The sequence below is a fragment of the Massilia oculi genome (assembly GCF_017582745.1).
Classification (GTDB): Bacteria; Pseudomonadota; Gammaproteobacteria; order Burkholderiales; family Burkholderiaceae_D; genus Telluria; species Telluria oculi_A.
Window position 1 is genome coordinate 55,516 of record NZ_JAFVIM010000016.1, and the last position, 15,845, is coordinate 71,360.

Here is a 15,845-nt window from a genome sequence, read left to right on the forward strand (position 1 = left end):
ATGACCGGGCCTTTTGTGGCGGCCCTGGCCGGCATGGAAACCGGCCCGAAAGTCAGTTAGTGATTTTGCTGATTTATCGTTGTATTTTTGCTGAATTCATGGCTTGAACCGCAGACGGTGCCATTGGCTGTCGCTATACTTTTTCACGCTCTGTTGCCCTGTTGAAAGAACCCATATGCGCCTGAACACCCCGATCACCGCTAACGAATACCAGCTCGCCGACGGCAAGACCATCGTTTCGACCACCGATTTGCAGGGCAATATCCGCTATGCGAACCCGTATTTCGTGCAGGTGAGCGGCTTCACCGAGGAGGAGCTGATCGGCGCGCCGCAGAACATCCTGCGCCATCCGGACATGCCGGTAGAGGCCTTCGCCGACATGTGGCAGGCGATCCGCGCCGGGCGGCCGTGGAGCGGCATGGTCAAGAACCGCTGCAAGAACGGCGATTATTACTGGGTGTATGCGAATGTGACGCCGGTGCTCGAGAACGGCCAGGCAACCGGCTATATGTCGGTGCGCACCAAGCCAACGCGCGAGCAGGTACGCGAGGCGGCGGCGCTGTATGCCGAATTCAAGGCCGGCAACCCGCGCGGCCTGGTCTTGCGCAACGGCCGCGTCGAACACGGCGGCCTGCGCGGCCGCCTGGCGGCGCTGGGGCGGCTGCCGCTGCGCACCCAGGTCAACGGCGGCATGGGCCTGTTGACGCTGCTGCTGGCGGCGATCACGCTCGAATGCTGGCGCGACGGCCTGCCGGCGTGGACCTTGTTGTCGCTGGCCGCTTCGCTGGTGATGGTGCTGGGCCTGTGGGCCAGCCTGCGCCGCAACGTGCTGGCGCCGCTGGCCGAGGCCTCCGGCTTCGCGCGCCGCCTGGCCGGCGGCGACCTCACCTGCCGCCTGGCGCCGCGCCGTGACGACGAGATGGGCCAGCTGGTGGCGGCCCTGCGCCAGTCTGCGGTGAACCTGTTCAGCGTGATCGGCGACGTGCGCGCCAACTTCGACGAGATCCGTCACGCCACCGGCGAAATCGCGACCGGCAATATGGACCTGTCGAGCCGCACCGAGACGCAATCCTCAAACCTGCAGGAGACGGCGGCCAGCATGGAACAGCTGACCCATAACGTGGCGCAAAGCGCCGACAGCGTGAACGCAGCCAGCGACCTGGCGCGCCGCGCCGCGGCGACGGCCGGCAACGGCCAGCGCACCGTCACCGAGGTGGTGAGCACGATGGAAGCGATCAGCGCCTCGTCGCACAAGGTGCTCGACATCGTCGGCATGATCGACGGCATCGCCTTCCAGACCAATATCCTGGCCCTGAACGCCGCCGTGGAAGCGGCGCGTGCGGGCGAACAGGGCCGCGGCTTCGCGGTGGTGGCGGGCGAAGTGCGCACGCTGGCCCAGCGCAGCGCGGTGGCGGCCAAGGAGATCAAGGCGCTGATCGACGCCTCGATCGTCGACGTCGAGAGCGGCAACCGCCTGAGCGTGGCGGCCGGCGCGGCGATCCAGGAAGTGGTGAGCGCGGTCGACCAGGTGACCCGCGTGATGGACGAAATCGCGGGCGCGACACGCGAACAGTCGGGCGGCATCGGCCAGGTGAACCAGGCGGTGACGCAGCTCGACGCGATCACGCAGCAGAACGCGGCGCTGGTGGAGGAAGCGGCCGCCGCGACGGCGACCTTGGCGCGGCAGACCGACGAGGTGTCGCAAGCCTTGCAGGTGTTTCAGTTGCAGGCGGGTGCGCCGCTGCGGACCGCCCGCGTGGCCGTCGGCAAACGCACCATGAAATTGGCGACCGCCTAATCAACAAAAATCCCTGCTGCGCGCATCCAGCCCTCCCAGCAGGTGCGACAAGTCCACCAGCCGCTTGGCCACCAGGTGGCGCACTTCTCCCTGGCGCTGCCAGATGCCGTACACCCCGAGCAGCGGCGCGTTGAGCACTTCGCGCCGTTGCTGCTCGACCAGGGTCGGCCACACGATCACATTGACGTTGCCGGTTTCGTCTTCGAGCGTCATGAACAGCACGCCCTTGGCCGTGCCGGGACGCTGGCGCACCGTGACCAGGCCGCAGGCGCGCGCCAGTTGGCCATCCTGGAAATCCATCAGGCTTGAAGCCGGCATGAAGCGCTGCTTGAGCAGGCGCGCGCGCAGCAGCGCCAGCGGATGGCGGCCGAGCGTCAATCCCTGCGCGCGGTAGTCGCCGACGATCTCTTCTCCTTCGCTCGGTGCCTGCAAGGCCGGCGTTTCTTCACGCGGCACGGTCGGGCGCAACAGATCCTTGTCGGGCGCCGCGCCCGAGGCCTGCCACAGGGCTTCGCGCCGGTGCCCGGCCAGCGAGCGCAGGGCGTTGGACGCGGCCAGCACCTGCAGGTCGCCCCGGTCGAGATGCGCGCGCCGCGCCAGGTCGGCCACGCTGTCGAAAGGCCGCACGGCGCGCGCCTGCTCGATGCGTTCGGCCGCCTCCTGGCTCATGCCGCGCTGTAGCGAGAAGCCCAGCCGCACCGCCGGCTGGCGCGAGCGGTCGACGGGGTCGTACTCTTCCAGCGCCGAATCCCAGCCGCTGACGGCGACGTCGACCGGCCGCACCTCGATGCCGTGGCGGCGCGCATCCTGTACCAGTTGCGAGGGACTATAAAACCCCATCGGCTGGCTGTTGAGCAGCGCGCAGAGAAAGGCGGCCGGCTCGTGGCACTTGAGCCATGAGCTGGCATAGGCCAGCAGCGCGAAGCTGGCCGCGTGCGATTCGGGGAAGCCGTACTCGCCGAAGCCCTGGATCTGGCTGAAGATCGCCTCGGCGAATTCCTGCTGGTAGCCGCGTTCGAGCATGCCGCCGACGATGCGCTCGTAGTATTTTTCGAGGCCGCCCTTGCGCTTCCAGGCCGCCATCGCGCGCCGCAGTTGATCCGCCTCGCCCGGCGTGAAGCCGGCGCCCAGGATCGCCACCTGCATCACCTGCTCCTGGAAGATCGGCACGCCCAGGGTGCGGCCGAGCGCGACCTTCATCTCGGGGCTCGGATACTCGACCGGCTCAAGGCCCTGGCGCCGGCGCAGGTAGGGATGGACCATGCCGCCCTGGATCGGGCCGGGCCGCACCACCGCCACCTCGATCACCAGGTCATAGAAGCGGCGCGGCAGCATGCGCGGCAACATGCTCATCTGCGCGCGCGATTCGATCTGGAACACGCCGATGGTATCGGCCTGGCAGATCATGTCGTAGGTGGCGCTGTCCTCGAGCGGGATGTCCTGCATCTCGAACACGTCGCCATAGCGCTGGCCCACCAGCTCCAGGCCGCGCCGCATCATCGACAGCATGCCCAGCGCCAGCACGTCGACCTTCATCAGGCCCAGCTCTTCGAGGTCGTTCTTGTCCCACTGGATGACGCTGCGGTCCGCCATCGTCGCGTTCTCGATCGGCACCAGGCGCGAGAGTTTCCCTTTCGCGATCACGAAGCCGCCCGGATGCTGGGACAGGTGGCGCGGGAAGTTCAGCAGCGACTGCGCCAGCGTGGCCCACTGGCGCGACAGCGGCGCCTCGGGATCGAGGCCGCTCTCGGCCAGGCGGCCCAGCAGATCGGCGCGGCTGTCGAACCAGTGATGGGTCTTGGCCACCTTCTCGACGATGGCAAGGTCGATGCCGAGCGCCCGCCCGCTGTCGCGCAGCGCGCTCTTGGGCCGGTAGCTGATCACCACCGCGGCCAGCGCCGCCCGCTGGCGGCCGTACTTGTTGTAGATGTACTGGATGACCTCTTCGCGCCGCTGGTGTTCGAAGTCGACGTCGATGTCGGGCGGCTCGTTGCGCTCGCGCGAGATGAAGCGCTCGAACAGCAGGCTGGCGCGGGCCGGATCCACCTCGGTGATGCCGAGGCAGTAGCACACCGCCGAGTTGGCGGCCGAGCCGCGGCCCTGGCACAGGATGTGTTGCGAGCGCGCGTAGCGCACGATGTCGTACACCGTCAGGAAGTAGTGTTCGTAACCCATCTCGGCGATCAGTTCGAGCTCGTACTCGATCTGGGCCTGCACCTTGGCCGGCACACCGTCGCGGAAGCGCCGGTGCGCGCCGATCCAGGTTTCGCTGCGCAGGTAGCTGCTGGCATCGTGGCCTTCGGGGACCACCTCATCCGGGTATTCGTAGCGCAGTTCGTCGAGCGAGAAGGTGCACAGGCGCGCGATGCGCACCGTCTCGGCCAGCGCCTCGCGCGAATAGATATTGGCCAGGCGCAGGCGCGCGCGCAGGTGCTGCTCGGCGTTCTGCGCCAGGCCGTAGCCGCAGGCGCCCACCGGTTTGCCCAGGCGCGTTGCGCTCAAGGTGTCCTGCAAGGGCTTGCGCGAACGGACGTGCATGCAGACGTGGCCCAGCGCGACGATCGGCAGGCCATGCTGCCAGCCCACCTCTTCCACCGTGGCGCGGTGGGCGTCGTCGAAAGCGCGGTGCAGCTGGGTGAGACCGAGCCAGGCGCGGCCCGGGAAGGTGGTGGCCATCCATGCGGCCTGGGCGTGCAGGCGGTCGACGTCCTGGGCTTCGTGGCCGGGGTATGGCGGCAACAGGATCGCCAGGCAGTCGGGCATGTGTTGCAGGTGCGCGTATTCCGGGACGGGATTGGCCAGGTCGTCGGGCGTGAGCAGATAGGTGCCCTTCTCGCTGCGCGTGCGGCCGATCGTGATCAGTTCGGACAGGTTGCCGTAGCCGTTGCGGTTTTGCGCCAGCAGGATCAGCGAGGGGGCCGGGGCGCCGTCAGGGTTCTTGAGGTGGAAGTGGGCGCCGATGATCAGGGGCAGGTTGGCGCTTTTCGCTTCGGCGTGGGCGCGCACGACGCCGGCCAGCGAGCATTCGTCGGTGAGGGCCAGCGCGAAGTACCCCAGCTGCACCGCGCGCGCGACCAGCTCCTCGGCGTGCGAGGCCCCTTGCAGGAACGAGAAGTTCGAAAGGCAGAACAACTCGGCGTAGGGGGGCAGCGTCTGGGCTTGGGATGCCGGGGGCTGGGCGGTGGGGGTGGGCTTGGTCACGCTGGGGGGGGGCTGCTGAACAGCCAATACTGTATAAAAACACAGTATAACCGAGCTGGGGGATGTGGCTGGGGAAGTGGTGATTCATGCAGGATATTTCTGCGCAGGCACTAGAAATACCCTTTATGCATTGACGATTGTGAAGCCAAGTGATTTCATTTCTGATCGGAAATTTCCGTGTTTATTTGGGGAGGTTTGAAAATATGATGGCAAAACTCTTGGCCCGCTCGATTCAGTTAATTTGCGCGATCGGTATGGTTTTCGGCATGGCGACCGCGATGGCGCAGGATGCTTCCGTCGTGATGCATCATGCGGGAGCGGTGGATGGCGAACACGTGGTCGTGGTTGCCTACAGCGACCCTGCGGGCGAAGTTGGCAACGGCATCGATCCTCCAATGGAGATCAATAACTTCCCGGAGGCCGATGTAGTTAATGGTATGGATCCTTCAATGGAGATCAACAATTTTCCAGAGGGTGAAGTTACCAATGGAATGGATCCACCAAAGTAATACCATGACTACGCGGCCTCGACCTCACAGCTTACACCTGTGCAGGAAAAGGTCGCGGCATAGGACCGAGAGTCGAGCCAGCAATATCCTGCGGCCCCATCCGCGCACGCAGGCTGGACACACCACCACCCTGCCCACGCCGTAACATCGGTTGGTCCGCACTGACCATGCGCTCATACGCAAGCATGAGTGCGGTGCCGCCCGTGGAATTGATGTAGTCGAGCATGTCCATTGTGGTCTCGTAAGCCCAGTCCGAGAAGCTCTCGCCCAGTTCGCTCCCTGCCGTCGCACCGGCACTCGTGACACCGCCCTGCACTTTCGTCAGGATCGTAACGATGGCCCACGAGATCCCCATCCATCCAGTCGTCGCAAGCGTCATGCGCAGCACCGGCATGAGGATGCCCGCCTCGTGAATCGCCTTGAGCACGCCCAGCAAGGCGCTCGCCGGCATCGCGCGGTTGCAGTCGATGGTCGCGATCAGGATCGCGATCCTGTTCATCACGCCAGGATAGCGCCGCAGAAAGCGGTACAAGGCGAGACCGATCTGCTGCTGGTCGCCGAGCAGCCGGCCAAGGCCGGCGGCTAGAAAGCAGCCGCCTGTGAGCTTCCAAACGACTTTCACCAGCTTCATGTCGACCGGACCGTCCAGCATCGTCGCGCTGGCGAAGGCTTGCAAATGGCTGGCATTGCCGGCCCGCGTGGGGTTCAGCAGCAGGTTGAAGCAGGTGGAAAAATTGGTCTCGTAGCTGCCGTCCACTGCAATGGCGCCGCTTGCGGTCACCGCGAGGAACGGCGCTCCCGCGCCACCGACGACGCCGATATTGATGGCGCCATTTGCCTGGAGCGATGCCATCAACTGGATCGCATCCTGTGCGCTGCCGCCGGCACGCAAGGTGCCGTCGCCGTCCGCGCTCAGGTAGCTGCCGTCACGGCATTGCAGGGTAATGGCGGGTGCATCCAGGGCCTCGGGTACGCCAATGGTGAACACCTCGGCCGCGTCACTCGAGGTCCCGAGCGCCGTGATCTGGCCGTCGGCGGCGATCGACCAGTAACCGCCTGCCGCGGTCTGGAGCTTGATCTCGTCGCCGGTGGCGAGCGCTCCGGCCAGCGAGACGAAGTTTCTGTCAGTGGTGAACGTTGGCTCGGGCTGGGTGATCGAGACCGGCGTATCTTCGGGTACGTTGACGCTCGATACCCCCGCCACGCCCCAGCTATAAACCATCGAGAACGACTTGACGGCGGCCGGCCAGGTGTCGCCGAAGGTCGAGCTGTCGGCCGTGAACGACAGGCTTCCATTCTCCACCAGCGCGGCGACTTTTTCCGTGACGTCGACCGGCCCGTAGGCGGCGGCGATGATGTTCAGGGCGCGTGGGTCGAGCGCCGCCTGTCCGGCGGGAGCGGCCGGGTCGTAGTCGATGTGTAGAAGCTGGTTCTCGGTCGTCGCGGCTATTTCTGGCTTACGGTCGGCGTACTGGTAGACCACGTGCAGGGTCTTGCGCATGGCCGGCCAACCGTCGCCGAATACGCTGCTGGAGGCGGCGACGGACAGCCTGCGACGGCTCACGCTGGCGCGGACGATGTCGGTGACGTCCTTCAGGCCATAGAAGGCGCTCAGGATGTGCAGCGGCGGACGGTAGCTGAGCGCATAGGGATTGTCCTCGACGACGATGTCGATGAATGGAATCTGGCCGCAATAGCTGGCCACGATGACGAAGGTGTTGCGCTTGCCTTTGCCGTCCTCGCCGAAGGTGGCGCTGTCGGCGAGCAGGGATAAGGTTCCAGCCGAGCGGTCTACAAGGTTGCGTACCGTCGCGCTCACGTCGGCGCAGCCGAAGCTGGCGCCCCATACGGTCAGTAATGGCTGGGCGGCGGCGTCTTGCTGCGCTGGGGCCGGAGCCCGGATAGCTTGCTCGAACTGCTGGGCGCCGATGTTCAGCGTCTGGCCTTCCGAAGCCGTCGCCACGAACGTTGGGCCGCCGTCATAGCGATAGACGACGGTGAGCGTCTTTTCGTGGCCGAGCCAGGTGTCGCCGAACGTCCGGTTGCTCGCCAATAAAGACAGGGTCTCTGGAAAAGCTTGACGGTTGACCTGCTTGATGACCTGCGCGGTGACCTGCTTGAGTCCATAAGCCGCGCCAACGATCTGCAGAACGCCTGTGCTCTGGGTAGCCATACTTGAATCTTCTTTCCGGAATGAATAACATGCTTTGCGACAAGTGCGATGGCAGGCGCGACGATCTTCGTGACGTCCTCCCTCGTGGTACGCAATAGTTCGCAAACTCCGTGCCACCCTGAAACATGGCGTAAAAGCAACAAAATCAAGGATTTAGTCGACTAGCTATGCCTGTTGGGTGTAAAACAGCGGGTGTTTTTACATGTCAACGAGGAAGTTGACACGCTGGTTGCCTGAATCGAGGTTAAGAATGTGTATTCGGCAAGTTTCTTTTCCTGTAGCATTTACGGCGCCTGCGCCGACCTAACGAGCCGCAAATGACTTCATCGCCTGACTTGATTGCCACTCCCAGTACCGAGCGATACCGCCTCGGTAAGCTGCTTGGCAAAGGCGGTTTCGGCGATGTGCATGAGGCGTGGGATCCGGCGCTGCAGCGCAGCGTTGCCATCAAGCGCCTGAAGCCTGACTTGGTGCGCGACCAGCCGGACAACCTGCTACAGGAAGCCCGCCTTGCGGCGTCGCTGCGACATCCTGCGTTCATCCAGATTTATTCGCTTGAAGACGACGGGCATAGCAAGTCGATCGTGATGGAGTTGGTCGCGGGGAAAACCCTGCATCAGTTGCTGTCCACGACCAAGCTGTCGCGGGATCAGATACTCGATATCGTTTGTCAGTTGGCGGATGCAATGGCGCAGGCGCATGCGGCGGGCTTGACTCATGGGGATTTGAAGCCGGCGAATCTGATGCTCGAGCCTTCAGGGCAGTTGCGGATCATGGATTTTGGGCTGGCACGCAAAATCGATCCGCTGGCGACCGAGTCGGGGGATGTGCTGCAGACGCAGGGCACTATTGCTTATCTGGCGCCTGAAATCTTGAATGGCAAGCATCCAAGTACGCTCAGCGATATTTATGCTGTTGGCGTGTTGATGTACGAGATGATGCATGGGGAGAGGCCGTTTGCGCATTTGCATGGGTTGGCGTTGGCTGCAGCTCAGGTGCAGTCGTCATGCGCCCAATGGACATTCGCTCCAGATGCAGATCAGGATATGGTTGCGTTGGTACGCTCGATGTGCGCACCAGATCCAACCACGCGCACACCGACAATGGAGATTGTCAAAGAGGCTTCACAAGCTTTGCGTAAGCACGAGCCGACGCCCAAGTTGCCAGTATTTTCCAAGACAACTAAGGTACCGTCGCTGTCCGATCGTGCATGGCGCAATATTGGTTATAGCTTAGTCGCGTCCGTACTCATGCTGTCCGGTTTAGCATATTTTTTAGACACCGAAAGCCCAACCCGCCAATGGCTGCAGCCGGTATCAGATGCAGCACGAATGTCGAATGGCATGGCTGCATTGCGCCACTTCGATCGTGATGGTAGCCTCGACATCGCGATCGAGAATTTCGGCGCAATTTTACAAAGCCAGCCGGACCATGCGGCTGCAGCTGCAGGTATAGCATTAGCCTATGCGCTACGGTACGCGGGGGACCGCAGCGATGCAACCTGGCTCCAACGAGCTGATGCAAGTGCCCAGGCTGCATTAGCATTGGATGACCAACTAGCACTTGGTTATGCCGCCAAATCGTTTGTCCGATCGCAGCAAGGTAGGGATGAGGAAGGCCTACGACTTGCTAAGCTCGCATTGCAACTAGACCCATCAAACCTGTTCGCGCTCAACATTAGAAATGGGGCTCTCATATATATGCAGCGCTACGCGGAAGCTGAAGCCAGTATTGAGTTCGCACGCAAAGCTCATCCCTTGGAACGATTATTTATTGATCAACTAGGAGAATTACGTTTCCGCCAAGGAAATTATTTTGAAGCGGAACAGGCTTTCCGACATAGCATTGAAGTCGAGCCAGATGCGGTATATGCCTACGCGAACTTAAGCATCACTCTGACGAGAGCAGGACGAACTGACGAAGCCCTGCAAGTGCTTCAGCAGGGTCTGCACGTGCGTCCCAACGGACAACTCTACAGCAATCTCGGGAATGCATTGTTTAGCCGAGGGGATTACATTGGGGCAGCCAAAGCATTCGAGCATGCAGTGTCGATTTCGAAAGGTAACAGCATCGCATATCTGCGATGGGCTAACCTCGCGGATACGTTGCGTTGGATTCCCGGTCGGGAGCGAGAGTCCCAGCAAGCCTATCGCAAAGCAGCGACACTGATACAACCGTTGATCGAGCGTGTCCCAGATGATCCCACACTAGCTTCGCGTATGGGATTGTATGCTGCCAAAATGGGAGATATGACTACCGCATCGCTTATGAGCGAGAAGGCTGTGAATGCGAAGCCCCAAAATGCAGATATCCGTTTTCGAGCAGCTGTAGCTTATGAAGTCACAGGACAACGTGATGCCGCTCTGACTGAGCTGACCAAAGCTCAACAGCTTGGTTATCCAATGAAATTAATCGGCACCGAGCCCGATTTGTTAGCGCTGCGGCGTGATCCGCGGTTTGATTTACTTGGAATGGGAAGGAAAGAATGACACAACCATTGATGGCATTGACAGCACGGTTCGACGTCAACCAAATTGACGACGGAATTGACTGGTTGTTCGCTGATCTCGACTCGGCCACCACTGTTGGTCACCTCGCAGCAGAAGCTTATTGGAACCGCGATATTGCTTTCTCGGCTGGCCAAGAGTTTCGAATCGCAATCACTGCGAGCGACCAAGATAAAACTGATTTTGAGTCACTTGAGGTCATCGACTGCTGTCTAATCACACGCCCACGCATCCTGTCCTGCGGACCAGATGAACGCACATATTATGCTCCGCCATCACTATTTGTCGGCCCTAATGGAAAGCAACTCGGTGCCCTCTTCCAGATTGAGCCATCGGAATTCTCCGTGCTCAGCACAGGCATTGATTCGAAAAAGGGACGTAAAATCACCCTGCTTTGGGATGGAAGTTTAAAGGTAGGACCATATAACGGGTACTGGGAAATATCTTTCTATGTCACGGTCCGAATAAAACGTGCTACTGGAGAAAAAGAACAACTTCGAGTTTTCTATTTCGACCCAGAAGGCGAGGTCGGAAATGGGACTTACCCTCCTAGGTAACAGTGCTCAAGCTTTCTCAGTGACGCCCAACAGCCCTAAATGACGCCGCAGCGCCTCTGCCGGCGTCATGAGCCGGGAAGCACACCGTTGGAGATCACCCCCACAAGCCTCCCAGGCTGCACGAATCTCTTCCTCCGAAATATTGGCAGGAAAACGAATCTGAGGGTGAGCCTCCAGCAATTTGTAAACCGTAGGCCGCGAAATACCCAGCGCCTTCGAAGCAGCCAGAATTTGCCACTGACTCTTCTCCATCGCCTCCACAAGATCGTCACTGCTCAACTCCGACGCCTTGCGCCGCACCGGCCTCGACGCGGAAGCGGAAGCCGCAGCGGGAACAGGCAAAGGCTTCACCACAGGCATCATTACCGCCTGTTCCAACACCGGCACAATCCCCGCCCGCAAATCCAGCGCCATCCTCCGCATCGCCTGCGCCAACTGCCGCACATTCCCCGGCCAGCCCCCATTGAACACCTGACTCAGCAACTCGAACGGCAAACTCCACCCATCCCCCGGCGCCTCGGCCTCCAGAAAATGCCGCACCAATACGCCAATATCCTCACGCCGCTCACGTAGCGCCGGCACCCGAATCACAAATGCCTCAAGACGCCGCCGCAAGGCCTGATTGAATCCACCCTCCCCCAGATCCTGGTCGGTGGCGGCAACGATCCGCGCATTCGACCTCGCATCCGCGCCCGCCCCAAGTGGCCGATATTCGCCACTCTCCAGCACGCGGAGCAGCATGGCCTGCACCGACGCCGGCGTATCCCCGACCTCGTCCAGGAACAAGGTCCCATCCTCGGCCTCGGCAAACCACCCGCGCCGACCACTGGTCGCCCCGGTGTACGCCCCTTTGACCGCACCAAACAGTTCGGCCGCCGCCAGCGACTCACTCAAAGTCGCCATATTGATCGCAACAAACCGCCCGCTCCGACGCCCACTGAGCGCGTGAACCGTCTGCGCCGCCACCTCTTTACCGCTGCCGGTCTCGCCCAGCAACAGCACCGGCATGCTGGTCCCCGCCACCTGCGCGATCGCGTCGCGCATCTTGGTCGCCCCATCGCCAACGCCAATCAGTCCAGGCACGTTCACCGCGCGCGGCAGGCTGCGCATCAAATGCAGGCACACGAAGATCTGGCTCCCGAGCCCGATCACGATGCCGCGCTCGAGTTCACTCGCCGTGAAGCGGTCGGTCCCGTTTGACGGCCGCCCATTGAGCTCCAGCCCCATCTTGCCGCGCACGTGATCGATCTGGATGCCGCCTTCGGCCACGAAGCGGATGTGCACCGGCTCGCGCGTGATCGAGCGCTCGCCCAATGGCGTGCCGTCATGCCCTGCGCCAGGACGTACGGAAAGCGGCGCGAACAGCGGCGCAAACCGGTTCAGCGCGATCGCGCCGCCCGCGGCCGGGCCCAGCATCTGCTCACCGATGCGTTCCCGCTGCGGATGCCACAGGATGGTAAGCGCAAGCACCGGCGCCGAGGCGAAGTCCTCGGCCATACCATAGCTGGTCAGTGTCGCGTCGGGATCGCTCACGCTTGTCCGCTCACGACGTTGGCGCCGAGGGCATCGAGATTTTCCTGAAACATGGGCAAGGTCAGCACAATTCGCCTGATGAAAGATATACACAAATTCTAACCGATCGGAACGCCCTGGCGACCTCTCCCGACCCGGCAAAATTGTCATGATTCGGTCAGCGCGAACAGCCGATTCAATCTATGATCCATCCGCCCCCGCTCGCCACGCCAGACCAGAAGGAAACCCATGCACATCCATACCCTGCGCTGCTTCGGCGCCACCGCAAACGCCGGCAACCCTGCTCTCGTCATCGAAGACGACCAGTCAAACCCCGACGCACGCCAGGCCTTCTCGCGCGCGCGCAACACCACCTGCGTCTGGATCGATCCGCCACAGGAAGACGGCACGGCGGCCATCGTCGACTTCTACTACCCGCACACGCGCAGCCCCCTGTGCCTGCACGCCACCCTGGCCGCGGCCGCGCGGCTGTTCGCGCGGCCAGGCATCAACGAGCCACTGACGCTGAAGACCGCCATGCACGGCCAATCGCTCGCACTGACCCGCGAGGGAGAACACCTGTTCGTACGCCTGTCGCCGCAGCCCGCCCCGCAACCGGCACTCACGCCCGAGCTGCCTGCCCGCCTGCTCGGCATCCCGGCAGCAGCCATCGTCAGAGCACCGCAAATCGCCTCGATCGGCAGCCCGAAACTACTCGTGCAAGTACGCGACCCGGCCACCCTGCACGCGCTGACGCCCGACCTGGAAGCGATCACGCAGTGGGGCAAGGAAAACAGCATGAACGGCCTGTATGCCTACGCAAGCGACACGGATGCACGGGTCTTCGAAGGCCGCAACTTCAACCACCTCGACCCACGGCTCGAAGACAGCGCCACCGGCGTCGCGGCCGGCGCCCTCACCGTCCTGCTCGGCCGCGGATTGACCGTGCGCCAGGGCCGTGCTACTGGCCACGATTGCCTGATCCGCACCCGGATCGACGACGGCGCCGTATTGGTCGGCGGCCGCGTCGAGATGGTTTGACACGCCAAATTGTCACGCTTTGTCATCACTTGGTCGAATAAGTTCTAGCTATAGCCATACATCGTTGTGTTATTGATACATTACGATGGTTACCGAAGAAACAATTGAGTAATATCCAAATTTCCTTCGGAGAAAAACGTGATTAAACTCAAAATAATGTCTGGTTCGGTGCTGTTGGCCTTATATGGTAGCGCAGCCCTGCTTTCCCTCGTCCCTGCCATGGCCCATGCGCAGACCACGCCAGGCGCCTCCAGTGGCGATGTGATCCCCAGCGTCAGTGTGGTCGGCTCGCGCCGCGTCGGCGCCGCATCGAGCACCGACACTCCGGTGGCGATCGATTTCATTCCGATGACCAAGGCCGCCGAGCAAAGCGGCCAGTTCGACCTGGCCCAGGTGCTCTCCAACCTGTCGCCCTCGTTCAACTCGACCCGTCAAACCGGCGCCGACGGCGCCGACCTGATCGACTCGGCCGCCCTGCGCGGCCTAGGTTCGGACCAGACCCTGGTGCTGGTCAACGGCAAGCGCCGCCACACGGTGGCGCTGGTGAACCTGTTCGGCGCGCGCAACCGCGGCAATACCGGCACCGACATGAACGCGATCCCCGTGATGGCGATCCGCGAAGTGCAGGTCCTGCGCGACGGCGCCGCCGCCCAATACGGCTCGGACGCGATCGCCGGCGTGATCAATATCGACCTCAAACGCAGCCTGGGCTGCGAATCGGTGCTCGGCTACGGCCAGTACACCGCGGGCGACGGAGAAAACTGGCTGGCGTCGGCCTACTGCGGCGTGGCGGTGGCCGGCGGCGTGCTGGGCATCACCGGTGAATATTACGATCGCGGCCGCTCCAACCGCTCCGAAGCGGGCAATCCGCGCATCATCGGCGACACCAAGTCCGAGAACCAGACCGTCTACCTGAACGGCGAATTCCCCACCGGCCCCGGCAAGCTGTATTTCACGGCCGGCGCGCAAAAGCGCGACGCTTCCTCGGCCGCCTGGGCGCGCGAAGGCCTGGGCTCCGAAGACATCCCGTCGCGTAACTCGGCGGCGATGTACCCGGACGGCTTCGTCCCCTTCATCGACGGCGACGTCGACGACCGCTGGGGCACCGTCGGCTACCGCTGGGCGGTCGGCGAATGGAATGCCGACGTCTCGCAGACCTATGGCTACAACCGCCTGAAGTACGACATCAACAACACGCTCAACGCCTCGATCGCCAACCTCGACCTGCTGGGCGGCGGCCCGGGCGTCAGCGCCAGCCGCTTCTACGCCGGCGGCTTCTCGTTCCAGCAGTCGACCACCAACCTCGACATCAGCCGCTTCTACGGCGATGTACTGAAAGGCATGAACGTCGCCTTCGGCCTCGAGCACCGCCGCGAGAACTACAAGATCTTCGCCGGCGAGACCGGCTCGTGGATCGATGCTGACGGCGTGGGCGAAGGCGGCAATGCCGGCAGCCAGGGCTTCCCGGGCTTCCAGCCGGGTGACGAGACCGACAGCGATCGTCACAGCAACGCCGCCTATGCCGACATCGAGCTTGAGGTGACCGACCGCTTCAAGGTGCAGACCGCCGTGCGTCACGAACGCTACTCGGACTTCGGTTCGACCACCACCGGCAAGCTGGCCGGCGCCTACCGCCTGGCGCCGAACGTGCTGCTGCGCGGCTCGGCCAGCACGGGTTTCCGCGCGCCGTCGCTGCAGCAGATGTACTTCTCGTCGACCTTCACCGACTTCGTCGGCGGCCAGCCACTGGACGTGGTGCTGGCGCCGAACGGCGGCCCGGTGGCCAATGCCGCGGGCATCCCGCAACTGAAGGACGAGGAATCGAAGAGCTATACGCTGGGCCTGACCTGGTCGCCGACGCAATCGACGTCGGTCACGGCCGACCTGTACCGCATCGACATCGACGACCGCATCGTGCTGTCGGGCCGCTTCGACGCCGACAACTACCCGGCGCTGGGCGCCACCCTGCAGCAGCTGGGCGTGGGCCAGGCGCAGTTCTTCGTCAACTCGGTCGACACCAAGACGCAGGGCCTGGACCTGACCGTATCCAACCGCGCCAAGGTGGGCGCGGGTAATCTGACCACCTTCCTGGCTGTGAACTTCAGCAAGACCGAAGTGCAGCGCGTGAAGGCGCCGGCGGCACTGGAAGGTTTCGAGGACGTGCTGCTGTCGGAACGCGAGCGCCTGTTCATCGAAGAAGGCGCGCCGCGCCGCAAGGCCACGCTGGGCTTCGACTGGACGCAAGGCCAGCTCGAGACCTCGCTGCGCGTGATCCACTTCGGTCCGCAGACCCTGGGCACCTTCTCGGGCCCGCCGGTGCCGAACCAGCACTATGAGTCGAAGACCTCGGCCGACCTGTCGTTCACCTGGGCCTTTACGGAGAAGACCCGCCTGACGGTGGGCGGCACCAATATCTTCGACGTCAAGCCGACCCGCCAGGATCCGAACGAGACCGACAACGGCTTCAAGTACGAGAGCGTGCAGTTCGGCCTGAACGGCGCGGCGATGTTCGCGCGCCTGGCGCACAAGTTCTGATCGGCCCGCGAT

Annotated in this window: 9 protein-coding genes; 6 read left to right on the forward strand and 3 right to left on the reverse strand. The window is 62.9% G+C overall.

All coding sequences use genetic code 11. The features are described from left to right. Positions 1–175: 175 nt before the first annotated feature. Positions 176–1,798 (forward strand): methyl-accepting chemotaxis protein, encoded by a 1,623-nt coding sequence (locus tag J3U95_RS18020; RefSeq protein WP_208280047.1) that lies wholly within the window; start codon positions 176–178, stop codon positions 1,796–1,798. On the opposite strand, the gene J3U95_RS18025 is transcribed toward J3U95_RS18020, so the two are convergent. After that, complete coding sequence (locus tag J3U95_RS18025; protein ID WP_370662082.1) at positions 1,799–4,999, reverse strand: error-prone DNA polymerase; 3,201 nt, start codon at positions 4,997–4,999, stop codon at positions 1,799–1,801. It lies immediately after the preceding gene. A 149-nt stretch (positions 5,000–5,148) separates the two neighbouring features. On the opposite strand from J3U95_RS18025, the gene J3U95_RS18030 reads away from it, so the two are divergent. Beyond that, a complete protein-coding gene (locus tag J3U95_RS18030; RefSeq protein ID WP_208280048.1) occupies positions 5,149–5,508 on the forward strand; it encodes a hypothetical protein in 360 nt (119 codons plus the stop codon). Between the two features lie 31 nt (positions 5,509–5,539). Here the strand turns inward: J3U95_RS18030 and J3U95_RS18035 are convergent, their stop codons facing one another. Next, positions 5,540–7,681: a hypothetical protein gene (locus J3U95_RS18035; protein WP_208280049.1), complete on the reverse strand. Its 2,142-nt coding sequence runs from the start codon at positions 7,679–7,681 to the stop codon at positions 5,540–5,542. 317 nt (positions 7,682–7,998) lie between these two features. On the opposite strand from J3U95_RS18035, the gene J3U95_RS18040 reads away from it, so the two are divergent. After that, a complete protein-coding gene (locus J3U95_RS18040; protein ID WP_208280050.1) occupies positions 7,999–10,170 on the forward strand; it encodes a serine/threonine-protein kinase in 2,172 nt (723 codons plus the stop codon). Next, positions 10,167–10,745: a hypothetical protein gene (locus J3U95_RS18045; RefSeq protein WP_208280051.1), complete on the forward strand. Its 579-nt coding sequence runs from the start codon at positions 10,167–10,169 to the stop codon at positions 10,743–10,745. Before J3U95_RS18040 ends, J3U95_RS18045 begins: the two co-directional genes overlap by 4 nt. Before the next feature lie 6 nt (positions 10,746–10,751). Here the strand turns inward: J3U95_RS18045 and J3U95_RS18050 are convergent, their stop codons facing one another. Then, entirely contained in the window at positions 10,752–12,278 is a 1,527-nt protein-coding gene (locus J3U95_RS18050) for a sigma 54-interacting transcriptional regulator (protein ID WP_208280052.1), read from the reverse strand. A gap of 228 nt (positions 12,279–12,506) precedes the next feature. On the opposite strand from J3U95_RS18050, the gene J3U95_RS18055 reads away from it, so the two are divergent. Together J3U95_RS18055 and J3U95_RS18060 are read left to right on the forward strand one after the other, a co-directional pair. Further along, positions 12,507–13,298 (forward strand): PhzF family phenazine biosynthesis protein, encoded by a 792-nt coding sequence (locus J3U95_RS18055; protein ID WP_208280053.1) that lies wholly within the window; start codon positions 12,507–12,509, stop codon positions 13,296–13,298. Positions 13,299–13,454: 156 nt separating this feature from the next. After that, a complete protein-coding gene (locus tag J3U95_RS18060) occupies positions 13,455–15,833 on the forward strand; it encodes a TonB-dependent receptor plug domain-containing protein (protein ID WP_229519930.1) in 2,379 nt (792 codons plus the stop codon). The last annotated feature ends 12 nt before the right edge of the window (positions 15,834–15,845 follow it).

What these genes read in the sequence shown, in the direction of transcription:
- J3U95_RS18020 (WP_208280047.1), top strand. Translation starts at nt 176, where the DNA reads ATGCGCCTGAACACCCCGATCACCGCTAACGAATACCAGCTCGCCGAC.
- J3U95_RS18035 (WP_208280049.1), bottom strand. Translation starts at nt 7,681, where the DNA reads ATGGCTACCCAGAGCACAGGCGTTCTGCAGATCGTTGGCGCGGCTTAT.
- J3U95_RS18060 (WP_229519930.1), top strand. Translation starts at nt 13,455, where the DNA reads ATGTCTGGTTCGGTGCTGTTGGCCTTATATGGTAGCGCAGCCCTGCTT.
- J3U95_RS18045 (WP_208280051.1), top strand. Translation starts at nt 10,167, where the DNA reads ATGACACAACCATTGATGGCATTGACAGCACGGTTCGACGTCAACCAA.
- J3U95_RS18040 (WP_208280050.1), top strand. Translation starts at nt 7,999, where the DNA reads ATGACTTCATCGCCTGACTTGATTGCCACTCCCAGTACCGAGCGATAC.
- J3U95_RS18055 (WP_208280053.1), top strand. Translation starts at nt 12,507, where the DNA reads ATGCACATCCATACCCTGCGCTGCTTCGGCGCCACCGCAAACGCCGGC.